The organism is Gordonia malaquae NBRC 108250 (genome assembly GCF_000344135.1).
Classification (GTDB): Bacteria; Actinomycetota; Actinomycetes; order Mycobacteriales; family Mycobacteriaceae; genus Gordonia; species Gordonia malaquae.
The window spans coordinates 17,246-38,059 of the sequence record NZ_BAOP01000019.1 but is presented as its reverse complement, the minus strand read 5'-3'; the positions used below and the strand labels follow the sequence as shown (position 1 = coordinate 38,059).

Below are 20,814 nucleotides of genomic sequence, written 5' to 3'. Positions count from 1 at the left end.
TCTTGAGCGAGCCGCGACTTTCTGCTCCTTGATCGAGCGGAGCGAGTCGAAAGCCCCTGCACCCGAATACCTTTCGACTCGCAAGCTCGCTCAAGGAGCAGGAGGACGACGCGCGCTCAAGAAGCAGGAGTGCGACGCGTGAGCCGAAAGGCCGTTACAGCAACGACTCCACGCGGTCGAGAGCGGTGACGGGCAGTGAGCACACCTCACCGCGGCAGACGTAGGCCGCGTCGCGGAGTCGACCGCCGGTGGCGAGCGGTCCGCGGTCGGCCAACAGCGGCGCCGAGTCTTTCGGTCCCGCCACCACGACCACTCCGCCCGGCGCGGCCCGTCGGATGTCGGCTGCGAAGGCGCCGTCGGAGTCGGGTGTCTGCGCGACGGCGACCTGGACGGGGCCCGCCACATACGCCTGCGCGACGGCAAGCCAGTGCCCCGCCGAACGCGCAGCCTTGGCGAGGATGATGCCCGCCCGAGCGAGGGTGCTGTCGGCGAGTTCGGAGTAGCGCGCGGCGCGGTCGGCGTCGGAGAGGACGGCCGCGATGAGCAGTGCTTCGGCCATCAGCGATGCGCCTGCCGGAGTGGCGCCGTCCACCGGGTCCCTGGGCCGGAGCAGCAGACCGGTCGGGTGCGCGTCGAACCACGCCCCCGGCTCGTCGGCCACGGCGAAGACGTCGATCGCCCGGTCGAGGATCGACAGTCCCGTGGCGAGCCACCGATCTGCGCCCGTCACCGTGTGCAGTGTCAGCAACGCGGTGGCCAGCGCCGCGTAGTCCTCAAGGGCGCCGAGCGGCGTGGCAGGCTTTCCGTCGAGTGACGATCGACGCAGGTCGCCGTCGACGAGGTGCGTGTCGAGGAGATTCGACGCGCACTCTGCGGCCCTGTCGATCCAGTCCGGCCGCCCGAGTCCCGCGCCGGCCTCGGCGAGCGCGGTGATCGCGAATGCGTTCCATCCGGTGACGACTTTGTCGTCACGGTCGGGCTGGGGCCGCTGCGCCCGCACGGCGGAGAGCCGGGCCCGGACGGACTCGTACCGTGCGACGTCGTCGGGGTCGTGCAGCAGCTGCAACGTGGACGTCCCGTGCTCGAAAGTCCCTTCGGTGGTGACGGTGAACAAGTCGGCCGCCCAGTCCGCGTCGTCGCCGAGGACGTCCGCGAACTCGGCCGGACTCCACACGTACGTGAGGCCTTCGACACCCTCGGTGTCGGCGTCCAACGACGACGCGTATCCCGTTCCCGTCCACAGCGCGTCGTCGAGGAACGCGACGGTCTCCTCGGTGACCCGCAGCGCCAGCGGATCACCGCGTCGGGCGAGGTGAGCGTACCCACGCAGGAGCAGTGCGTTGTCGTAGAGCATCTTCTCGAAATGCGGGACCACCCAGGCCGAATCGACGGAGTAGCGCGCGAAGCCGCCCGCGAGCTGGTCGTAGATGCCGCCGCGCGCCATCGCTTCCAGGGTGCGCGACGCCGCGGCGAGTGCGGCGTCGTCGCCGGTGTACTCGGCGGCGCGGATCAGCCCTTCGAGCATCGCCGACGGCGGGAACTTCGGCGCGCCGCCGAATCCGGACGAGACCGGATCCTCATCGGCGACGATCTGGCTGACCGCGTCGGCCAGCAGTTGCCGATCGAGTCGCGGTCCGTCGGGCAGACCGGCGGCGGACGATCGCAGATGCTCGGTGATCTTCGACCCGGCGAGTTCCACCTCGTCGCGCCGCGACTCCCAGGTACGACTGATGGCGTCGAGGACGTCACCGAAACCGGGTTGCCCGTTCCGCGGTCGCGGCGGGAAGTAGGTGCCGCAGTAGAACGGGTCGCCGTCCGGGGTGAGGAAGCAGGTCATCGGCCAGCCGCCCTGACCGGTCATCGCGACGGTCGCCGCCATGTACACGGAGTCGATGTCGGGGCGTTCCTCGCGGTCCACCTTGATACAGACGAATCCGTCGTTCATCTGGGCCGCGAGCTCCGCATCCTCGAACGTCTCGTGCGCCATCACATGGCACCAGTGGCACGCGGCGTAACCGATGCTCAACAGGACCGGAACGTCACGCCTGCGTGCCTCGTCGAACGCCTCGTCGCTCCATTCCCGCCAGTGCACCGGGTTGCCCGCGTGCTGCCGAAGGTACGGGGAACTGCTGTCCTGGAGGCGGTTCATACTCCCATCCTGCCCGACCCACCTGCATGTCGAGGCAAGGCCCACTCCACTGTTCTGGCCGGTATCGTGGCACTATGCCAAAGGCTTCAGCGACTCCAGAGACACGCGCGATCCGTGATCTCCTCGCTGCCCGTCATCTCGAGTTCGAGGATCTGCTGAGAAAGTACGGAGCGACCAGTCCCAAACTGTTCGGCTCGGTCGCTCGCGGAGTCGCCCACGCCGGATCCGACATCGACATACTGGTGGAGATGGACCCCTCCGACGGAAATCTGTTGATGCGCGCATCTGGTCTGATGGAAGAGTGCCGGAGCCTGTTCGGCCGGGATGTCGACATCTTCCCGCTTCAACTCCTCCGGCGGCCGGTCGCTGACACAGCTCTCGTCGACGCGGTCGCTCTGTGAGTCGCAATGCCGACCTCAGGGTCGCGGATATCCTCGAAGCAGTGGATCGCTGCCAACGTTACGTCGGTGCACTCGACGGCGACTCGGACCTGGTCCTGATGGCGGAAGACGCAATCGAGCGAAACCTGCAAATCATCGGCGAGGCGGCCAATCACCTGCCACCGGCGATCGTCGACGCCCACCCCGAGATCGCTTGGCCACAGGTCCGCGGATTCCGAAACATACTGGTGCACCAGTACTTCGGTGTCGACATCGACATCGTCCGCGACGTTGTCGAGACGTATCTCCCAGTACTCGCTGAAGCTCTGCGCAGGTATCAACCGACTGACTAGGTCTCACCCCGCGGTACTGATGCCGCATCTCAACGGCCCGAATGAAGTGCGCAATGGCCACTGATGCATCGAATCTGATCGGCATGCCCCAAATGGCGGCAGTGCGGGTCATGAGCAAGGGTTCCACCGCGAAGATGCTCACGCTCGGCACCCTCGGCATCGCGATGGCCGAGCACTCCGGCCGACAGGCGAAGAACAACACCCCGGCGTTCGGTCGCGTGGGGCTCCTCGCGGTGACCGCTCACGAACTGGTTCTCGTGTCGATGGCGGGAGCGATCACGCTGAAGCCCAAGGACGTCGTCGCACGGGTCCCACGGTCCGCCGTCATCGCGATGGAGGTCGGCGGCGGAGTCGCGTCGACCCGCGTGGTGGTGCTCTTCGCCGACGGCACCGCCTGGGCGGTCGAGGTGCCCAAGAACACCGCGAAACACGCCCGAGCGGTCGCCGCCGAACTGGGCTTCGCTTAACTCACTCGAAGTGCCGACGAGGGTTGGTCACCAGGATCGTGTTGATGTCCGCCTCGGTGACACCGCCGTCCAACAGCGCCGGGATGACGTCCTTGCTGATGTGCGTGTAGTTCCAGTTCGGGGCGATCGCATGCTTGTGCTCCGGACTGAAGTAGTCGATGAAACAGTTCGCGTCGTGGGCGAGGGTGATCTTGTCGACGTAGCCGCGGCGCACCAGCTCGATGATCGTCGTGATGCGTTCGCCGGTCGGGTTGAACACATCGAGCCCGAAGCGGTCCATGCCGAGCATCGAGCCGTTGTCGGCCACCTTGCACAGGTAGTCGATGTCGTTGCTGTCACCGCAGTGGCCGATGATCACCTTGCTCAGATCGACCCCTTCCTCCTTGAGGACCTGCTGCGCGATCAGACCGGTTCCGGCCGCCGGGTTCGTGTGCACGGTGATCGGCGCCCCGGTCTGCACATGCGCCTGACCGACGGCGCGCATCACTCGCTCCACGCCAGGTGTCAGGCCCTGATGCTCGATAGCGCACTTGAGAATCCCGGCGCGAACGCCGGTGTTCGCGATGCCCTCGGTGATGTCCTTGACGAACATCTCGGTGAGCGGCTCCGGCATCTCGACGAGAGTTCCGGGGCCGCGGTACTCGAACTGGAACGGGACGTCGTTGTACGTGTAGAGACCGGTCGCGACGACGACGTTCAAGTCGATCTGCTCGGCGATCCGCTTGATTCGCGGGATGTATCGACCGAGGCCGAGCACCGTGGGATCCATGATCGAGTCGATGCCGATCTCTTTGAGTTCGGTGAGCTTTGCGACCGCGTCGGTGATCTGCTGCTCCTCATCCCAGTCGGTGAGGTAGTTCTCCTTGTGTTCTGTGTTGAGAATGAACACGTGCTCGTGGACGAGGGTTCGTCCGAGCTCGCTGGAGTCGATCGGCCCGGAGACGGTCTGGATGGTGCTCATGCTTGACGTGCCTTTCAATGGGAGGGGTCGTTGCGGGGAGTCAGCCCGAGCGCGTTCGCCCAGAGCTTCGTGCTGGTGAAAACGAGGTCGTTGATGTCGCCGTCGACGCCGAGGGCCAGGTGGTGATACGCGAGGCGGGCGACCATGCCCGACAGCGCCCGAGCAGTCATGACCGGTTCGAGCGTCTCGTCGACCAACCCGGCGTCCTGCATACGTTTGATGCTTCGCGCGTTCCGCTCGACGAATGCCTCACTACGTTCGATGCGTGACGCACGGAAGTCGGCGTTGATCGTCGCCACCTGTTCCTGCAGCATCATGAGCCGCGCATTGCGCTGGTAGGCCTCGAAGTACGCCCGGTTGCTCGCCTCGATGACGGCTACCGGATCGTCGTCGGGCGCTTGATGGTGTACTCCCGGGTGCAGCATGTCGTCTCGCGCCCGCTCCATCACGGCGAAGAAGACGTCCTCCTTCGTCGCGAAGTAGGTGTAGAACGATCCCGTCGAGCAGTCCGCCTCCGCTGTGATGTCGGTGAGCCGCGAGTTGAGGAATCCATCGCGCTCGAAGACGACGCGCGCCGCGGAGATCAACGCGGCGCGGGTACGCGCGCCACGCGCTGTCGCAGGCGGTTCTTTCACTGTCGTCGCGTCAGCCATCGGCACTCGTCCCGACGACCGACGCCCGGATGGCGTCCCGGTTGATCTCGCGCTTCAGGATCTTGCCGGTCGCTCCCTTCGGGAGGGTCTCGACGAACTGGATCAGTCGCGGCACCTTGTAGGCCGACAGCTGCGTCTTCGCCCAGGTCCGTATGCCGTCGACCGTCGCCGTCGTGCCCGGGCGCAAGGCGATCACCGCCGCGACCTCCTCGCCGAAGTGATCGTCCGGCACACCCACCACCGCGACCTCGACGATGTCGGGGTGCTCATAGAGCACCTCCTCGACCTCTCGCGGGTACACGTTGTATCCACCGCGAATGATCAGATCCTTCGCCCGATCGACGATGCTGAGGTAGCCGTCGTCGTCGAGCTTCCCGAGGTCGCCGGTGGTGAGCCACCCGTCGCGCAGTTCCGCCGCGGTGGTCTCGGGCCGGTTCCAATAGCCCTTCATGATCGTCGGTCCTTTGAGGTAGACGTTCCCGACCTCCCCCGCAGGCAGCAGGTCGCCATCTGGGCTCCGGACCTCGATCGACGTGCCCGGCAACGCCGGGCCCACCGTTCCCGGTTTCAGCACACGGTGGATGTCGTTGAAACTGGCGGCCCCCGTCGACTCGGTGAGTCCGTAGCCTTCGAGGATCGCGCAGTCGAACCTCTCGTTGAACGCGCGCATCACTTCGACGGGCAACGACGCTCCACCCGAAGTGGCCAGACGAAGCTGCTCGAAGTCGCGGGGACCGTAACCGTCGGACGCCTGAAGCATCGCGTTCCACATGGTCGGGACGCCTGCGAGCGCGGTCAACCGGTCGTTGCGGACCAGTTCGATCATCGCGGTCGGGTCGAAGGGCGACAGCAGGGACAACGAGGCGTTCGAGACCAGCGTCAGGTTCATGATGACCGCCTGGCCGTACACGTGGAACAGCGGCAGCGCTGTGCCGAACCTGTCGTTCGAGGTCAGTCCGAGGACGGGGGTGAACGACGCAGTGGTGTCGACCAGGTTCGCCGCCGTGAGTTCGACGCCCTTCGGTCGTCCGGTGGTCCCCGAGGTGTACAGGATGATGGCGGTGTCGTCCGGCTCATGCTCGTGCGCTTGCGCGAGTGGCTGATCGTCGAACACGGCGCCGTCGTCGATCCGCCAGAACGGCAGTCCACGATCTGCGGCGGCCGCCTCTGCGGATCCGGCGCATTCGTGCCACGCGATGACCAGTGACGCCGCGGAGTCGTCGAGGACGTATCCGATCTCGGCTGCCGTCGCCATCGTGTTCATCGTGATGACGCTGACGCCCGCCGCATGCAGTCCGTAATAGACGATCGGGAACTCGATGATCGTCGGTGCGATGAACACGACTCGTTCGAGTGGGCGTCGGCCTTCGGCCTGCACCGCGGTGGCGACGCGGCCGCTTCGGTCGCGGAGTTCGCCGTACGTCAGATCCCCTCGTGCCGACCGGAGCGCGACCCGGTCGGGATCTGCCGCCGCGTTCTCCCAGACGATCGCTGCCACGTTGACCATGCGCCGGCCTTCCACTCGTTCGACGCGACCCCAGAGTGATCGGGGTCACCAGGCGAACATAGTTGAAACCGGATTCAGGTTCAGGGAATTCGGGAATCTCGGCGGCGCAATGAAGAATCCCACCGGCTCGACGAGCGAACGGGTGGGATTCTCACGGGAAGGAGTCAGGAGTCCTTCTGCGGCGGACCGGTGTCGGACGGGTCAGGAGCGACGTCTGCGGACGCAGACTCTGCAGCGGCCGCCGAGTCGGTGCCCTCGTCGAACTTCTGGTCGGCTTCGGGATGTTCGGTGTCGAAGCTTTCGGGCAGCTTGCGGAGCTGGCGGTTCATCGACCGGATCAGCAGGAACGTCGCCACGAGCAGCAGCACGATGATGAGCAGACCGAGCGGAGACGCCTTGCCGAACTCTGGGCCCCGGGGCTCCTGGTCCGCGGCGACGACAGCAGCCGCAGCGGCCAACGCGTGCAGGCTCATGACTGCTCGATTCCGGAGAACAGGTCGGTCTCGGGAATCGCCGTCTTCACGCGGGTCTGCGCGAGTTCGAACTCCTCCGTCGGCCACAGTCGTTGCTGCCATTCGAGCGGAACGGCGAAGAAGAAGCCGTTCGGATCCACCTGGGTCGCGTGTGCTCGCAGGGCGTCGTCACGCTGCGGGAAGTACTCTCCGCAGGTCACCTGAGTGGTCACCCGGGCCATCATGTCGCCCTGGTCGGTCTTCCAGCGGCTCAGCCATTCCTCGAACGGATTGTCCTGCCCGTTCTTCCCGAACTCGTCGGCGAACCGCAGGATCCGCGCGCGGATGAAGCCGTGCGTGTAGTACAGCTTCGACGGTGTCCACGGCTCCCCCGCCTCCGGATACGCGTCGGGGTCGCCTGCCGCGTCGAACGCCGCGACCGAGATCTCGTGGCATTTGATGTGGTCGGGGTGCGGATAGCCGCCGTTCTCGTCGTAGGTGATGATCACGTGCGGTCGGAAGTCGCGGATCACCTCGACGAGCTTGCCAGTCGACTCCTCATTCGGGACGAGCGCGAAGCAGCCTTCGGGCAGCGGCGGCAGCGGGTCGCCCTCCGGAAGCCCCGAGTCGACGTAACCGAGCCAGTGATGTTGCACACCGAGCACCTTCGCCGCGGCCGCCATCTCGTCGCGGCGCACCTGCGGAAGGTTCTCCAGCACGCCCGGACGGTCCATCGCCGGGTTCAGCACGTCGCCGCGCTCACCGCCGGTGAGCGTCACCACCATCACCTCGTGACCCTCGGCCACGTACTTGGCCAGCGTCGCAGCAGCTTTGCTGGCCTCGTCATCGGGATGTGCGTGCACGGCCATCAGACGCAGACCGTTCGCGTGTTCGCTCACGCTTCCTCACCTTCGCTAGCTGTTCCTACTCATGGTAGGTATTGACACGTGAGCAGTTCAGACGGGGGCAGTGTCGAGCCCGGCCCAGCCGAGGATAAGTCCACGATTCCCCGCAGCGGCCCACGCGCGACATATCCGGTGGAACAGTCGTCGTCGAGCAAGAAGCGGTGGTTCTACGCACTGTCGGCACTGGTCGTCGTCGCAGGCGTCGGACTGGCGTACGCCGGGTACACGCAGTTCGCCGACCCGGAGGTCTCGGGCAGCGCGACTGCCTTCGAGATCCTGTCGTCCGACACCGTCTCCGTGCAGTACACCGTGAATCGCAGCAACCCGGACGAGGCGGTCGCCTGCGTCGTCAGGGCGCGCGCACAGGACGGCGCCGAGGTCGGACGCCGAGAGGTCCTCATCCCCGCAGGCGGCGAGACGCAGGTCGGTGCGAAGACCGAGGTCCTGACCTCGCGACCCGCCGTCATCGGCGAGGTGTTCGGCTGCACGGCGACCGTTCCGCCTTACTTGAAGCCGGCCGCATGAGCGCCGTCAACAAGGCCGTATTCGCTCGACTCTCCAGCCCGTACTTCCCGATCCTGACGGCCCTGTTCGTCGGCGTCATGTTGATCAGCAACATCGCCGCGACCAAGGCCGTCGTGTTGTTCGGCGACTGGCTGCATTTCGACCTCGGCCCCCTCCACGTGAACGGTCTCGTGACCGACGGCGCGTTCTTCCTGTTCCCGCTGAGCTATGTGATCGGCGACGTGATCAGTGAGGTGTACGGCTTCCGCGCGATGCGACGCACGATCGCCGCGGGCTTCGCTGTGATCCTCCTCGCGTCCCTGTGTTTCTGGATCGCGATCAAGCTCCCGGCAGCCGACTTCTACGACAATCAGTCGGGATTCGAAGGCGTGCTCGGCTCGGTCCCCCAGATCGTCGCCGCGGGCCTCGCCGGATACGTGGTCGGCGAGCTGCTGAACTCGCTCGTCCTCGTGAAGATGAAGGAGCGCGCGGGTGAACGCAGGCTCTGGGCCCGCCTCATCGGCTCCACGGTCGTCGGCGAGTTCTTCGACACGCTGGTGTTCTGCTCGATTGCCGCCACCGCGATCGGAATCGCCACGTGGTCGGACTTCATCAACTACGTCGTCATCGGTTTCGTGTGGAAGACGCTGGTCGAGGTCGTTGTGATGCCGTTGACGTACGCCGTCGTCGGATACCTGAAGCGAGCGGAACCGTCGTACCGCGAGGCTCTCGAAGCCCAGCAGCAGTCGAGCGTCCCTGTGCCATAAAACACACGAATGATAGGATGACTCGTGCACGGCCTCGCAAGGGGTCGTGTTGCTGCATTCAGAGCAGTCCAATTCGCGGACAGCAAAAGGAGATCACAATGACTGATACCCGCGTTACATGGTTGACGCCGGAGTCGTTCGAGCGCTTGAAGGGCGAGCTGGATTCGCTCATCGCGAATCGTCCAGTCATTGCCGCCGAGATCAACGAGCGTCGTGAAGAAGGCGACCTCAAGGAGAACGGCGGCTATCACGCGGCCCGTGACGAGCAGGGCCAGCAGGAGGCGCGCATTCGCCAGCTGCAGGACCTGCTGAACAACGCCCAGGTCGGCGAGGCGCCCACCCAGTCGGGCGTCGCACTGCCGGGTTCAGTCGTCACCGTCTACTTCGACGGCGACGAATCGGACACCGAGACGTTCCTCATCGCCACGCGCGAAGAGAGCTCGGCCAGCGACCTCGAGATCTACTCGCCGAGCTCGCCGCTCGGCGGCGCGATCATCGACGCCACGGTCGGCGAGACGCGCGAGTACACGGTTCCCAGTGGCGCCAAGATCAGCGTGACGCTGGTCAGCGCGGAGCCGTACCACTCCTGACACGACCCTCTCAGCGGCATCGGACATCACCCGTCCGGTGCCGCTGAGGTGTTTCCAGGGGCGGTTCGAGTGTCGCGTGGTGAAAGTTCCTAGACGGAACTTCAACACGCGACACTAGGGACGGCGAAGGAACTCGAGGTCGTCGCGGAGTCGCACTTCGACAACCGAGAGCGAGTCGGACGACGCCTGCTCGGTGGATCGGGGACGCACGTGTTGCTCGAGATCGGGGAGCAGATACGCCGGAGGGACGTCCAGCGCCCGCGCGAGTCGGTAGACCGTCGACAACTGCGGGTCGGAGACGAACGGCTCACGGTTGCTGGTGCCGCGTTCGAGGTTCGAGATCTGATTGCGGTGCATGCCGCTGCGCTCGGCGAGCTGCTCTTGTGAGTAGCCGCGCTCCTTACGGATCACGAGCAGTCGGTGCCCGAACGAGTACGCGTATGTGTCCCAATCCAGGGACCCCCACCTCGCGACACTCACTCGATCCAGCCTTGTGGACGCACAACGCATTGTCTGCCCACCATGTTGTGTAGGCGGTGTGGCTACACTGCGGCCATGGCCTACGACCTCGAATCATTCGACGAACCGTTCTTCGACGCCGCTCCGATGAAGTACACGATCGACGTGACGTTGCCCGTCGCGCCGGAGGTCGCGTGGGCCGAGTTCACGCGCCAGAACACCTTGGACTGGTGCCGCGCTCTCTCGTCGGTCACTTACACCTCACCGGAACCCCACCACGTCGGCACCACCCGGTCGATCGCGCTCGCGCCCGGACTCGTGAAGATGAACGAAGTGTTCTTCATCTGGGACGAGGACGCGGGAGCATCGACCTACCGCCACGCCTTCCACGGAGTCCACGCCAACATCCCCGGCCTGAAGAAGTTCGGCGAGTACACCGAGGTGTCCCCCGCCGAGCACGGCACACGCCTGGTGTGGAAGTTCGCGATGGAACTGGCCGGCGCGGGTCTGCCCCCGTTCCTGTCCGGTCCGATCGCGAACGGCGCCTTCGGGATGGTCCGCACGGACACGATCAAACACTTCGCAGCAATGTAATAGAACTTCGGCACTGTCTGCCGCGCTATGCGCGGCAGACAGTGCCGAAGTTGTGCAACCGATTCACCGAACGGAACCGTTCACCTGTTTCATGCGTCCAATTGAGTATGGGGGACAAAAAATCGACGGCGGTGCGAGTCGCAAGGCACCTCGCCGAACACGACGGCGTCATCACCACTGACGAAGCGCTCGCTCTCGGAATGAGCGGCGATCAAGTGCACCGGAGAGTGGCGTGTGGCCTGTGGGTCCCGCACGCGCGATCTGTGTTCCTTTCGGCCGAGCATCGAATGACCGACGCCGCGCGGCTGCGCATCGCCCTGGCCGCGAACGGCGGGGTCGCCGACCGATCGGCCGCGGCCTGGCTGCACGGCTTGATCGACGACCTCCACGATGAGGTGACGCTGTCGGTGCCTCGCTCCACACACGGCGTCGCGTGTCGAGTGCCCACTGCCGTGCGGAGGCGGACGTTCCCCGCCGAAGACCTCACGAGGGTCCGCGGGCTCCCGACGACCGCTCTTCCGCTGACACTGCTCGCCGCAGCGTCTGAACTCGGAGTCGACGACGGCATCTCACTCATGGATCGTGCGCTGCAGACTCGCTGCGTGACGCTGAAAGAACTTCGCGCCTCCCTGGAGCGGAACTCCGGCGCGTACGGCATGCGTTTGGCGCGGAGAATCCTGACGGCGGCCGAGGACCTGTCCGAATCGGAGTTGGAGCGGAAGTTCGTTCGGTTCCTGCGCAAGCACGGCATCGTCGGGTGGACCCAGCAGGTATGGATCGGTGGGCGGCGGATGGATTTCGTGTGGCCCGCCGAACGGATTGTCGTGTCTCTGCACGGATGGGCGTTCCATAAGTCGCATTCACGCTGGGAGACGGATCAGGAGACCACCAGCGCACTGGCCTCCCAGGGCTGGGTTCCGCTCATCTACACCTGGAAGCGGCTCGAGTTCCGGCCCGAGAGCATCCTCCGCGAACTGAGCCACACGCTCGAGCAGCGCCAGATCGCTGCGTGAATTCAACTTCGGCACTGTCTGCCGCGCATAGCGCGGTCGACAGTGCCGAAGTTGAAGACCTGGGGCGTGTCTCCTAATTCGTCGCTCGGGATCGGCGGATCAGGTGTGCGCCCCGCAAGGCGGAGGAGGGAGGGATACCGGTAGGTATCACGACCGACGACAACGCCGCGGGGAGTGCATCTGGCCGTCGAGACCGCGCGAAGCGAGTTAGGAGACACGCCCCTAGGTCAGGCGAGAGCCTGATCGACGTCGGCGAGGAGATCGTCGGCGTCTTCGATGCCCACTGAGAGGCGGACGAGATCGTCCGGCACCTCGAGGAGCGAACCGGCGGTCGACGCATGCGTCATGGCACCGGGATGCTCGATGAGCGACTCGATCCCACCGAGGGATTCGGCGAGCGTGAAGATCTTGGTCTTCGCGCAGAAGTCGAGGGCGGCCTGCTTGCCACCCGCCACGCGGACCGAGATCATGCCGCCGAAGCGCTTCATCTGCTTGGCCGCCGCCTCATGGCCCGGATGGCCTGCCAGGCCCGGGTACAGCACCGTGTTGATCTTCGGGTGCGCGACCAGGAAGTCGACGAGCTTCTCCGCGTTGTCGCTGTGGCGGTCCATGCGAACGGCGAGAGTCTTGATGCCGCGCATCGTGAGGTACGCGTCGAACGGGCCGGGGACGGCGCCCGCACCGTTCTGCAGGAACGCGATGTCGGAGTCCAACTGCTCGTCGTTGGTGACGAGGGCTCCGCCGACGACGTCCGAGTGCCCACCGAGGTACTTGGTGGTCGAATGCAGGACGACGTCCGCGCCGAGCGTCAGCGGCTGCTGAAGGTACGGCGTCGCGAACGTGTTGTCGACGACGAGCTTCGCGCCCGCCGCGTGAGCGACGTCCGCGAGTGCCGCGATGTCGCCGACGTTGAGCAGCGGGTTCGTCGGGGTCTCGATCCACACCAGCTTGGTGTTGGGCTTGATCGCGGCGGCGACGGCCTCCGGGTCGACGACAGGCGCGACCGAGTAGGTGATCCCCCACTGGCTGAACACCTTGTCGATCAGCCGGAACGTTCCGCCGTAGGCGTCGTTCGGGATGACCAGGTGATCACCCGGACGCAGCGTCGCACGGAGCAGGGCGTCAGTCGCGGCCATGCCGGACGAGAAGCCGCGGCCGTAGACGCCGGCCTCGATGGCGGCCATGTTCGCCTCGAGAACACGTCGAGTCGGATTGCCGGTGCGTGCGTACTCGAATCCGTCGCGCATTCCGCCGACGCCGTCCTGCGCGAACGTCGACGACGCGAAGATCGGCACGTTCACGGCGCCGGTCTGCGGATCCGGATCCCAGCCCGCATGGATGGCCTTGGTCGAGAATCCTTGGTCGGTCATGTGGTTCAGTCCTCCTGCACTGCGGTGATCAGGTTCGGGGCGATCGGGTGGGTGCTGGCAAAAGCGAGAAGGTCGTGGCGTGTGATGACGCCGATCGGCTTGCCCTCGTCGACGACCATCAGGGCGTCGGACTCGCCGAGCGCCTTCATCGCGGCAGACACGGGCTCGCCCGAGCCGATGAGCGGGAACGCCTCGCCCATGTGCGCTGACACCGGGTCGGCGAGACTCGCCCGGCCCTCGAAGACTGCGCTGAGCAGGTCGCGTTCGGTCACCGCGCCGTTGATCTCGCCCGCCATGATCGGCGGTTCGGCGCCGACGACGGGCATCTGCGAGACGCCGTATTCGCGGAGGATCTCGATGGCGTCACGCAGCGTCTCCTGCGGGTGCGTGTGAACGAGGTCCGGCAGGTTGCCCGTCTTTCCACGCAGCACGTCGCCGACGTTCGACTGCGGGACGTCGCCGCCGCCGAGCGGGGTGCGGAGGAAGCCGTAGCTGCTCATCCAGTCGTCGTTGAAGATCTTCGACAAGTAGCCGCGGCCGCCGTCGGGCAGCAGCGCGACGACAACTGCATCGGGCCCCTCACGCTCGGCGACCTCGAGTGCGGCGACGATCACCATGCCGCACGAGCCGCCGACGAGCAGTCCTTCCTCGCGGGCGAGACGACGAGTCATCTCGAACGAGTCGGAGTCGGAGACGGCGATGATCTCGTCCGGAACGGTGGGGTCGTAGGCTGCGGGCCAGAAATCCTCACCGACACCTTCGACGAGGTACGGACGCCCCGATCCGCCGGAGTACACCGAGCCCTCGGGGTCGACGCCGACGACCTTCACGCCGCCGTCGGACACCTCTTTCAGGAAGCGACCGGTGCCGGTTATGGTTCCGCCGGTGCCGACACCCGCCACGAAGTGCGTGACCTTGCCGTCGGTGTCGCGCCAGATCTCCGGACCGGTCGTCTCGTAGTGGCTCTGCGGGCCCGCCGGGTTGGCGTACTGGTTCGGCTTCCACGCTCCGGGGATCTCACGAGTGAGACGGTCCGAGACGTTGTAGTAGCTGTCCGGGTGCTCCGGCGGGACGGCGGTCGGGCAGACGACGACCTCGGCGCCGTAGGCGCGCAGCACGTTCCGCTTGTCCTCGGCCACCTTGTCGGGGCAGACGAACACGCACTTGTAGCCCCGCTGCTGCGCGACGAGTGCGAGTCCGACACCGGTGTTGCCGGACGTCGGCTCGACGATCGTGCCGCCCGGCTTCAGCTCGCCCGACTTCTCGGCGGCGTCGATCATCCGGGTGGCGATGCGGTCTTTGGAACTGCCGCCGGGGTTCAGGTACTCGATCTTCGCTGCGACCAGGCCCGATCCCGGCTTGACGACCGAGTTGAGCTTGACGAGCGGAGTGTTTCCGACCAGGTCCACGACATGATTGGCGATGCGCATGAGTCCATCGTCCCACCTCGCGGACGATTGCGGCGTACCGGCCCGATGACATGACCGTAACTGTCTTGAACTGGAACACGTTCGCGTATCCTGACGCTCATGGCAGAAGCAGTGATTGTGGCCCATGCTCGTTCGCCCATCGGGCGCGCAGGCAAGGGATCCCTCAAGGACGTCCGACCCGACGAACTCGCCCGGCAGATGATCGCCGCGGCACTGGCGAAGGTTCCTTCGCTCGACCCGACTCTGATCGAGGACATCCACCTCGGTATCGGCCAGCCCGGCGGACAGGGCGGCTACAACATCGCCCGTTCGGTCGCCGTCCAGCTCGGACTCGACCACGTTCCCGGCGTGACCGTGAACCGCTACTGCTCGTCGTCGCTGCAGACGACGCGCATGGCGCTGCACGCGATCAAGGCAGGCGAAGGCGACGTCTTCATCTCGGCAGGTGTCGAGAGCGTCTCTAGCTTCGGCATCTCGGGCGGCGCCGACGGCGCGCCGAACTCGAAGAACCCGCTGTTCGACGAGGCTCAGGCTCGTACCGCGAAGACCGCAGAGGGCGGCGCAGGCGCGTGGCACGATCCCCGCGAAGACGGACTCATCCCGGACGTCTACATCGCGATGGGCCAGACCGCCGAGAACGTGGCGACCTACACCGGCATCTCCCGCGAGGACCAGGATCGCTGGGGCGTCCTGTCCCAGAACCGCGCCGAGGCGGCCATCAACAGCGGCTTCTTCGCGCGCGAGATCGACGCCGTGACCCTCCCCGACGGCACGGTCGTGTCGACGGACGACGGCCCGCGCGCAGGCACCACCTACGAGAAGATCTCGCAGCTGAACCCGGTGTTCCGCCCCGACGGCACCATCACCGCAGGCAACGCCTGCCCGCTGAACGACGGCGCCGCCGCGCTCGTCATCATGAGCGACGTCAAGGCCAAGGAACTCGGCCTGACCCCGCTGGCTCGCATCGTGTCGACGGCCGCCACCGGCCTGTCGCCGGAGATCATGGGCCTCGGCCCGATCGAGGCGATCAAGAAGGCACTGCGCGTCGCGGGCATGGGAGTCAGCGACATCGACCTGTTCGAGATCAACGAGGCGTTCGCCGTCCAGGTGCTCGGTTCGGCCAACGAACTCGGCATCGACCACGACAAGCTCAACGTCTCGGGCGGCGCGATCGCACTGGGTCACCCGTTCGGCATGACCGGTGCGCGCATCACCACCACCCTGCTGAACAACCTGCAGACCTCCGACAAGCAGTTCGGCATCGAGTCGATGTGTGTCGGCGGCGGCCAGGGCATGGCGATGGTGCTCGAGCGCCTCAGCTGAACCTGAACGAACCCCAAGCGGGCGGCACCGGAGCAATCCGGGGCCGCCCGTTTTTCTATGCCCGAAATCGCGTATTCGATTGTCGAGCATCCCACGGAACGAGACGAGGTGACTGAACTCACAGCCATGTGGATGTAACACCTGCGATTCGCGGTTTCGCTTATGTTTTTCACATAATCCGAGACAATTCGGCCATTCGGACGACAGAATGCAACACGGCGGGGTCATGCGGGTTACGGGAAATCAACATGCCCAGCTTGGCACGCATCCGACCTTAGTGTTACCTAAGTTCACAGTGAATCTTTCCCTGCGACACGGGGCATCGATCCGCTAATGTCACGTCCGAAGAATTTCTTACCCCCACATGTAGGAGCCCTGGATGACCGTCAAGACCACCTCGTTCGTGCGGCGCGCAGCCGTCGCGTCGGCTGCACTCGCAGTCGCTGCGACCGGCGTCATCGCGTCGACCGGAGACGCAGACGCCGCTCGTCTGCCCGGCGGCAGCAAGACCACCACCGGCATCGACGGCCAGGTCGTCAAGATCTCGCGCACCGGCGAGAGCGTCCGCCAGCAGGTCTCTGTCGCCAACAACGGCGCAGGCCGCTCGGCCGCCGTTTCCGGCACGTATTCGGCCAAGCTCAGCAAGGGCACCGGCTCGCTGACCGTCGGTTACCTCGTCGGCTGCCAGATCAACATCACCGGCCTCGAAGGCGGACTGTCGGGCACCATCTCGGCGACTCCCTCGCTGAGCGGTTCGCTGTCGGTCCCGCTTCAACCGGGTGAGGTCAAGTTCGTCAAGGGCGACTCGCTCTCGTTGAAGAAGGGCCACGGCACCGTCCTGGTCGACTCCTTCCAGCTCAACGTCCAGCAGTGCGGCGGCTACGCCTCCGCTCGCTCGGTGGTCCAGGTCCTCGCGGCCGACGGCTTCACCGCCGAAGACGGCGCTATCTCCGGCGCCAGCGGCTTCGTGCAGTCCACCCTGTACGGCAAGCCCTTCAGCCTCTCCTGACCCGACGACTCTGCATAAGGACTCACAGAACATGAAGAAGAACTCCCGCATCCTCGCAGTCGCAGGTGTCGTCGGCGCCGCAGCAATGGCCTTCACCGGCGTCGCCGCAGGCCACGCCGACGCAGGCAAGCTGCCCGGCTCGTTCAAGCACAAGAACCTCGGCGACGGCAACGGCGTCACCATCCGCCTGTACGACGAGTCGGTCCGCGTGTCGCGCGCTGTCACCAACATCCCCACCAGTCGCGAAGCTTGGGTCACCGGCAAGATCGCTGTCAGCACCACCGGAGACATCAAGGGCGCCACCCTCACGGCTGGCTACCTCGTCGGTTGCCAACTCAACTTCGGCGCAAGTGCAGGAACGCCTGACGGAGGAATCGATCCCACTGACCTCGAAGGAACTGCAGGCGCATCGGGCAGCTTCAACCTCGGTCCCGGTGAGGCAGGCTTCTACCCGATCATCAAGACCGTCGTCGACGATGATGACGTCAACAGCATCAGCTTCGAGAACGGCCGCGGCGGCCTCGCCTACAGCCAGGAGCGCTTCGGTGTCGACGGCTGCGCAGGCCACGCGTCGGCCCGCGCGCTTGTGAAGGTCCAGGTCTCGACCGACACCTTCAAGGGCAGCATCACCACCTACGGCAAGCCCTTCAGCCTCGGCTGACCCTCTCGACTCCGCTCGAGGAGCGAGAAATAGCGAACAGCGCATCGATCCCCGCGCGCGTACTCTCATCACCGTGAGTACACGCGCGGGGATCGTCGTCACTGGCACCGAAGTTCTGAGCGGGTGGATCACGGACCGGAACGGCCCGTGGGTGTCCGCCAGACTCGCCGATCTGGGTGTGGACGTAGTCCATCTGACGGTGTGCGGCGACCGGCCTGCCGATCTTCTCGCGCAGCTGCGATTCCTCGCATCCGAGGGGGTCGACCTGATCGTCACGACCGGAGGCCTCGGACCGACCGCCGACGACCTGACCGTGGCCACTGTCGCCGAATTCCTCGATCGCCCGCTCGAGCAGGATCCGGCGATGCGGCAGACCATCGAGACGGTGATCCGCACGTGGCGGCAAGTGCCGGACGGCATTGCGCTCCCCTCTTCATTGGAAGCCGCGATCGACAAACAGGCGCTCGTGCCACTGGGGGCGCAGGCCATTCCTCCGTCGGGTACCGCACCCGGGGTCGCAGTGCCGTCGTCGGACACACTCCCGGCCGTCCTCGTGCTCCCCGGGCCGCCCCACGAATTGCAGGCGATGTGGCCTGTCGCCGTCCGGACCGCGCCGATCGTCGACGCGATCGCCGGGCGCGTCCTCCACGAGCAGAAGACGATCCGTGCGTACGGGTTGTCCGAGCCCGATCTCGCAGTCACTCTGCTGGACGCCGAGTCGGAAGTGCCCGACCTCGCCGACGTCGAAGTGACAACCTGCATGCGAGGCGGCGAGCTCGAAATAGTCAGCCGATTCGACGGCCACGCGGCGAACATCTACAACCGCCTGCAGGATCTGCTCCTGGCCCGCCATGGTGAGCGCATCTTCTCCACCGACGCCTCGACGATCGACGACGTCCTCGTCGGACGACTGAACGGGCGAACGATCGCAACCGCCGAATCGTGCACCGGTGGTCTCGTCGCTGCGCGGTTCACCGACCGTGCCGGCTCGTCGGCCTACATGCTCGGCGGCGTCGTCTCGTACTCGAATGACGTGAAGACCGGTGTTCTCGGCGTGCCCGCCGAACTCATCGACCGACTCGGGGCCGTCAGCGAACCCGTCGCCGCCGCCATGGCCGACGGCGCTCGCGAAGTGATCGGCTCCGATATCGCGGTGTCCACCACCGGCATCGCCGGTCCCGGCGGCGAACGCCCCGGCAAACCCGTCGGCACCGTCTGCTTCGGCCTGTCGATCGCGGGCCGGGAGACGATCACCGTCACCAGGCAGTTCCCCGGCGACCGCGACTCCGTGCGTCGTCTCGCGACCACCGCCGCGCTGCACATGATCGCCCGAGCGCTCGAGGACGGGTGATGGGACGACGCGATCGATCCGATCTCCCGATGCCGGAGGTCCGGTCCGCACAGTTCCTCACCATCACGACCCGATCACCGGACCCCACCGAACCCGACGACGGCTGCCGCCCGTCGGTCGCCGCACGCATCCGGTCGATGGGCGATGCACGCCTCGGCGCCGTCGCGCTCCTGACGGCGACACTCGCTGCGATCGTCTGGGCCAACGTGTCGTACACGAGCTATCACGACTTCTGGGATCTGAGGGTCGGAGCGTTCATCGGCGACGCGCGGCTCGATTTCACGATGCACTCGATCGTGAACGACGCCCTGATGGCGATCTTCTTCTCGGTCGGACTCGAGGTGCGTCGTGAGTTCACGATCGGCGAGCTCACCAACACTCGGCGTGCACTGGTCCCCGTGATCGCCGCACTCACCGGCCTCGTCATCCCGGCGGTGCTGTTCGCAGTGATCGCGTCGAGCACCGGACACGCGGGCGCGTGGGGTGTGGTCATCTCGACCGACACGGCGTTCCTGGTCGGCGCACTCGCCCTCATCGGGCCTTCCGCGCCGGGACGCCTTCGAGTGTTCCTGTTGGCACTCGCCGTCGTCGACGACATCGGCGCCCTCGCGATCATCGCAGGCGTCTACACCGACGACCTCGCCCTGTGGCCGCTCGTCGTCGCCGCGGCGGGGCTCGGAGGCGTCTACGCGACCCGGTACCTGCCGCAGGGGCGGGCGCTGGCGTACACGGTGCTCGCGCTCGTCGTGTGGACTGCTTTCCTCGAATCCGGAGTCCATCCGACGCTGGCGGGCGTCGCGGTCGCGATGGTGGTGCCGGTGTACCGTCCGGATCGTCGGCAGGTGGAGCACGCTCTTGACCTGGCAAGATCGTTCCGGCAGTCCCCCAATACGAAGTACTCCCGAGCCGCGGCGAACAGTCTGAGGTCGTCGATCTCAGTGAACGAACGCCTGCAGCTCGCGTACGCCCCGTACATCGCCTTCATCGTCCTGCCGTTGTTCGCGCTGGCGAACGCCGGCGTCCGACTGGACGGCGACATCCTGGCTGCAGCACTTCGGTCACCGCTCACCTGGGGTGTCGTGGTGGGCCTGGTCGTCGGCAAGTTCGTCGGCGTCTTCGGTTCGTCCGCCGTTCTGAAGAAGCTCGGCGTCGGAGAGTTCGGGCCCGGCCTCACCCTTGATCGCATCGCCGGAGGCGCGGCCCTCTGCGGCATCGGATTCACGATCTCGTTGTTCATCATCGAACTCGCCATCGACGATGCGGCCGCTCAGAACGAGGCCCGCGCGTCGGTGTCCTCATCGCATCGGTCCTCGCCTTCGCACTGGCGGCAGTGATCTTCCGGGTCGCCGAACGCCTCCGTCCCTCCGACGACGCGTCGCACCTGCTGGCTCGGCCGGTCGACCCTCGCCGCGATCACATCGCCGGACCGGTCGATGCACCGCTCACCATGGTCGAGTACGGCGACTATCAGTGCGACTTCTGCCTCCGCGCGTCGGGCGCGATCGACGAGGTGCGGCATGCCCTCGGCGATGAGCTCCGTTACGTGTGGCGCCATGCACCGTTGGAACATCATCACCCCAACGCCGTCGCCGCCGCGGAGGCGTCGGAGGCCGCCGCCCGCCAGGGAGCGTTCTTCGCGTACGGCAAGACTCTGATGACCGATCAGGATCGACAGCTTCCGTCCGACATCATCCGTCGGGCCGAGGAACTCGGACTCGACGTCGACCAGTTCTCCGACGATCTCGCCTCAGCCGAGGTGTCGGCCCGAGTTCGCGACGACATGCTCGACGCCGAGGCGATGGACATCACCGCGGTTCCGACGTTTTATGTCAACGGCCGACGCCTCGTCGGTCCGCACGACGCGCAGACCCTGATCCGCCAGCTAAGAGCGACGGATCCCCGCGTGAGCTGACTGC

General features: G+C 66.0%; 23 protein-coding genes. 14 read left to right on the top strand and 9 right to left on the bottom strand.

Annotated elements, in window-relative coordinates:
• Positions 1–154: 154 nt before the first annotated feature.
• Entirely contained in the window at positions 155–2,149 is a 1,995-nt protein-coding gene (locus GM1_RS13615; RefSeq protein ID WP_008379693.1) for a thioredoxin domain-containing protein, read from the bottom strand.
• A 74-nt stretch (positions 2,150–2,223) separates the two neighbouring features.
• Here GM1_RS13615 and GM1_RS13610 point away from each other — a divergent pair, with 74 nt between their 5' ends.
• Genes GM1_RS13610 through GM1_RS13600 form a run of 3 tightly spaced genes read left to right on the top strand, consistent with a single transcriptional unit; the run spans position 2,224 to position 3,349 of the window.
• On the top strand, positions 2,224–2,550 hold the full coding sequence (locus GM1_RS13610; RefSeq protein ID WP_008379691.1) for a nucleotidyltransferase family protein: 327 nt from the start codon (positions 2,224–2,226) through the stop codon (positions 2,548–2,550).
• A 41-nt stretch (positions 2,551–2,591) separates the two neighbouring features.
• Positions 2,592–2,882 carry a HepT-like ribonuclease domain-containing protein gene (locus GM1_RS13605; RefSeq protein WP_244874774.1) on the top strand — a complete coding sequence of 97 codons (291 nt, stop codon included), beginning with the start codon at positions 2,592–2,594 and terminating at the stop codon, positions 2,880–2,882.
• Between the two features lie 53 nt (positions 2,883–2,935).
• Positions 2,936–3,349, top strand: a complete 414-nt coding sequence (locus GM1_RS13600; RefSeq protein WP_008379688.1) for a hypothetical protein — start codon at positions 2,936–2,938, stop codon at positions 3,347–3,349.
• Position 3,350: 1 nt separating this feature from the next.
• Here GM1_RS13600 and GM1_RS13595 read toward each other — a convergent pair whose 3' ends face one another.
• From GM1_RS13595 to mca, 5 genes are all read right to left on the bottom strand, one after another.
• Positions 3,351–4,310, bottom strand: a complete 960-nt coding sequence (locus tag GM1_RS13595) for a phosphotriesterase family protein (RefSeq protein ID WP_008379686.1) — start codon at positions 4,308–4,310, stop codon at positions 3,351–3,353.
• Between the two features lie 14 nt (positions 4,311–4,324).
• Positions 4,325–4,963 carry a TetR/AcrR family transcriptional regulator gene (locus tag GM1_RS13590; RefSeq protein WP_008379684.1) on the bottom strand — a complete coding sequence of 213 codons (639 nt, stop codon included), beginning with the start codon at positions 4,961–4,963 and terminating at the stop codon, positions 4,325–4,327.
• Complete coding sequence (locus tag GM1_RS13585; RefSeq protein ID WP_008379683.1) at positions 4,956–6,470, bottom strand: AMP-binding protein; 1,515 nt, start codon at positions 6,468–6,470, stop codon at positions 4,956–4,958. The genes GM1_RS13590 and GM1_RS13585 overlap by 8 nt, the downstream gene beginning before the upstream one ends.
• A 164-nt stretch (positions 6,471–6,634) precedes the next feature.
• Positions 6,635–6,943, bottom strand: coding sequence for a hypothetical protein (locus GM1_RS13580; protein WP_008379681.1), 309 nt, complete (start codon positions 6,941–6,943; stop codon positions 6,635–6,637).
• Positions 6,940–7,791 (bottom strand): mycothiol conjugate amidase Mca, encoded by an 852-nt coding sequence (gene mca / locus GM1_RS13575; protein ID WP_052005415.1) that lies wholly within the window; start codon positions 7,789–7,791, stop codon positions 6,940–6,942. Before mca ends, GM1_RS13580 begins: the two co-directional genes overlap by 4 nt.
• A gap of 78 nt (positions 7,792–7,869) precedes the next feature.
• Between mca and GM1_RS13570 the strand changes: the two genes are divergently transcribed.
• The 3 genes from GM1_RS13570 to greA all read left to right on the top strand — a co-directional run bounded on the left by GM1_RS13570 (position 7,870) and on the right by greA (position 9,688).
• Positions 7,870–8,352 (top strand): DUF4307 domain-containing protein, encoded by a 483-nt coding sequence (locus GM1_RS13570; RefSeq protein ID WP_008379677.1) that lies wholly within the window; start codon positions 7,870–7,872, stop codon positions 8,350–8,352.
• Entirely contained in the window at positions 8,349–9,098 is a 750-nt protein-coding gene (locus tag GM1_RS13565; protein ID WP_008379675.1) for a queuosine precursor transporter, read from the top strand. Before GM1_RS13570 ends, GM1_RS13565 begins: the two co-directional genes overlap by 4 nt.
• 98 nt (positions 9,099–9,196) lie before the next feature.
• Positions 9,197–9,688 carry a transcription elongation factor GreA gene (gene greA / locus GM1_RS13560; RefSeq protein ID WP_008379673.1) on the top strand — a complete coding sequence of 164 codons (492 nt, stop codon included), beginning with the start codon at positions 9,197–9,199 and terminating at the stop codon, positions 9,686–9,688.
• 114 nt (positions 9,689–9,802) lie between these two features.
• On the opposite strand, the gene GM1_RS13555 is transcribed toward greA, so the two are convergent.
• Positions 9,803–10,168, bottom strand: a complete 366-nt coding sequence (locus GM1_RS13555) for a helix-turn-helix domain-containing protein (RefSeq protein ID WP_008379672.1) — start codon at positions 10,166–10,168, stop codon at positions 9,803–9,805.
• A 75-nt stretch (positions 10,169–10,243) separates the two neighbouring features.
• Here GM1_RS13555 and GM1_RS13550 point away from each other — a divergent pair, with 75 nt between their 5' ends.
• Together GM1_RS13550 and GM1_RS13545 are read left to right on the top strand one after the other, a co-directional pair.
• Positions 10,244–10,741: an SRPBCC family protein gene (locus tag GM1_RS13550; RefSeq protein WP_008379671.1), complete on the top strand. Its 498-nt coding sequence runs from the start codon at positions 10,244–10,246 to the stop codon at positions 10,739–10,741.
• A 107-nt stretch (positions 10,742–10,848) separates the two neighbouring features.
• A complete protein-coding gene (locus GM1_RS13545; RefSeq protein WP_244874773.1) occupies positions 10,849–11,754 on the top strand; it encodes a type IV toxin-antitoxin system AbiEi family antitoxin in 906 nt (301 codons plus the stop codon).
• A 227-nt stretch (positions 11,755–11,981) separates the two neighbouring features.
• Here GM1_RS13545 and GM1_RS13540 read toward each other — a convergent pair whose 3' ends face one another.
• Together GM1_RS13540 and GM1_RS13535 are read right to left on the bottom strand one after the other, a co-directional pair.
• Entirely contained in the window at positions 11,982–13,124 is a 1,143-nt protein-coding gene (locus GM1_RS13540; protein WP_008379667.1) for a cystathionine gamma-synthase, read from the bottom strand.
• Between the two features lie 5 nt (positions 13,125–13,129).
• Positions 13,130–14,554: a cystathionine beta-synthase gene (locus GM1_RS13535; protein ID WP_008379666.1), complete on the bottom strand. Its 1,425-nt coding sequence runs from the start codon at positions 14,552–14,554 to the stop codon at positions 13,130–13,132.
• A 99-nt stretch (positions 14,555–14,653) separates the two neighbouring features.
• Between GM1_RS13535 and GM1_RS13530 the strand changes: the two genes are divergently transcribed.
• The 6 genes from GM1_RS13530 (at position 14,654) to GM1_RS22950 (ending at position 20,810) form a co-directional block, all read left to right on the top strand.
• Positions 14,654–15,877 carry an acetyl-CoA C-acetyltransferase gene (locus GM1_RS13530; RefSeq protein ID WP_008379663.1) on the top strand — a complete coding sequence of 408 codons (1,224 nt, stop codon included), beginning with the start codon at positions 14,654–14,656 and terminating at the stop codon, positions 15,875–15,877.
• A 379-nt stretch (positions 15,878–16,256) separates the two neighbouring features.
• The gene (locus GM1_RS13525; protein ID WP_008379661.1) at positions 16,257–16,886 is read left to right on the top strand and encodes an MspA family porin; all 630 of its coding nucleotides are present in this window, start codon (positions 16,257–16,259) and stop codon (positions 16,884–16,886) included.
• 31 nt (positions 16,887–16,917) lie between these two features.
• Positions 16,918–17,547, top strand: coding sequence for an MspA family porin (locus GM1_RS13520; RefSeq protein ID WP_008379659.1), 630 nt, complete (start codon positions 16,918–16,920; stop codon positions 17,545–17,547).
• 73 nt (positions 17,548–17,620) lie between these two features.
• Positions 17,621–18,898 (top strand): competence/damage-inducible protein A, encoded by a 1,278-nt coding sequence (locus tag GM1_RS13515; RefSeq protein WP_008379658.1) that lies wholly within the window; start codon positions 17,621–17,623, stop codon positions 18,896–18,898.
• Entirely contained in the window at positions 18,898–20,232 is a 1,335-nt protein-coding gene (gene nhaA, locus GM1_RS13510) for a Na+/H+ antiporter NhaA (RefSeq protein ID WP_008379657.1), read from the top strand. The genes GM1_RS13515 and nhaA overlap by 1 nt, the downstream gene beginning before the upstream one ends.
• Positions 20,229–20,810 (top strand): DsbA family protein, encoded by a 582-nt coding sequence (locus GM1_RS22950; RefSeq protein ID WP_008379654.1) that lies wholly within the window; start codon positions 20,229–20,231, stop codon positions 20,808–20,810. Before nhaA ends, GM1_RS22950 begins: the two co-directional genes overlap by 4 nt.
• Positions 20,811–20,814 lie beyond the last annotated feature (4 nt).

Excerpts from the sequence above, each read along its gene's own strand:
- GM1_RS13565 (WP_008379675.1), top strand. The coding sequence starts at position 8,349 with ATGAGCGCCGTCAACAAGGCCGTATTCGCTCGACTCTCCAGCCCGTAC.
- greA (WP_008379673.1), top strand. The coding sequence starts at position 9,197 with ATGACTGATACCCGCGTTACATGGTTGACGCCGGAGTCGTTCGAGCGC.
- GM1_RS13525 (WP_008379661.1), top strand. The coding sequence starts at position 16,257 with ATGACCGTCAAGACCACCTCGTTCGTGCGGCGCGCAGCCGTCGCGTCG.
- GM1_RS13545 (WP_244874773.1), top strand. The coding sequence starts at position 10,849 with ATGGGGGACAAAAAATCGACGGCGGTGCGAGTCGCAAGGCACCTCGCC.
- GM1_RS13590 (WP_008379684.1), bottom strand. The coding sequence starts at position 4,963 with ATGGCTGACGCGACGACAGTGAAAGAACCGCCTGCGACAGCGCGTGGC.
- GM1_RS13580 (WP_008379681.1), bottom strand. The coding sequence starts at position 6,943 with ATGAGCCTGCACGCGTTGGCCGCTGCGGCTGCTGTCGTCGCCGCGGAC.
- GM1_RS13540 (WP_008379667.1), bottom strand. The coding sequence starts at position 13,124 with ATGACCGACCAAGGATTCTCGACCAAGGCCATCCATGCGGGCTGGGAT.
- GM1_RS13530 (WP_008379663.1), top strand. The coding sequence starts at position 14,654 with ATGGCAGAAGCAGTGATTGTGGCCCATGCTCGTTCGCCCATCGGGCGC.
- GM1_RS13610 (WP_008379691.1), top strand. The coding sequence starts at position 2,224 with ATGCCAAAGGCTTCAGCGACTCCAGAGACACGCGCGATCCGTGATCTC.
- GM1_RS13520 (WP_008379659.1), top strand. The coding sequence starts at position 16,918 with ATGAAGAAGAACTCCCGCATCCTCGCAGTCGCAGGTGTCGTCGGCGCC.
- GM1_RS13615 (WP_008379693.1), bottom strand. The coding sequence starts at position 2,149 with ATGAACCGCCTCCAGGACAGCAGTTCCCCGTACCTTCGGCAGCACGCG.
- GM1_RS13585 (WP_008379683.1), bottom strand. The coding sequence starts at position 6,470 with ATGGTCAACGTGGCAGCGATCGTCTGGGAGAACGCGGCGGCAGATCCC.
- GM1_RS13600 (WP_008379688.1), top strand. The coding sequence starts at position 2,936 with ATGGCCACTGATGCATCGAATCTGATCGGCATGCCCCAAATGGCGGCA.
- mca (WP_052005415.1), bottom strand. The coding sequence starts at position 7,791 with ATGGCCGTGCACGCACATCCCGATGACGAGGCCAGCAAAGCTGCTGCG.
- nhaA (WP_008379657.1), top strand. The coding sequence starts at position 18,898 with ATGGGACGACGCGATCGATCCGATCTCCCGATGCCGGAGGTCCGGTCC.
- GM1_RS13595 (WP_008379686.1), bottom strand. The coding sequence starts at position 4,310 with ATGAGCACCATCCAGACCGTCTCCGGGCCGATCGACTCCAGCGAGCTC.
- GM1_RS13550 (WP_008379671.1), top strand. The coding sequence starts at position 10,244 with ATGGCCTACGACCTCGAATCATTCGACGAACCGTTCTTCGACGCCGCT.
- GM1_RS13535 (WP_008379666.1), bottom strand. The coding sequence starts at position 14,554 with ATGCGCATCGCCAATCATGTCGTGGACCTGGTCGGAAACACTCCGCTC.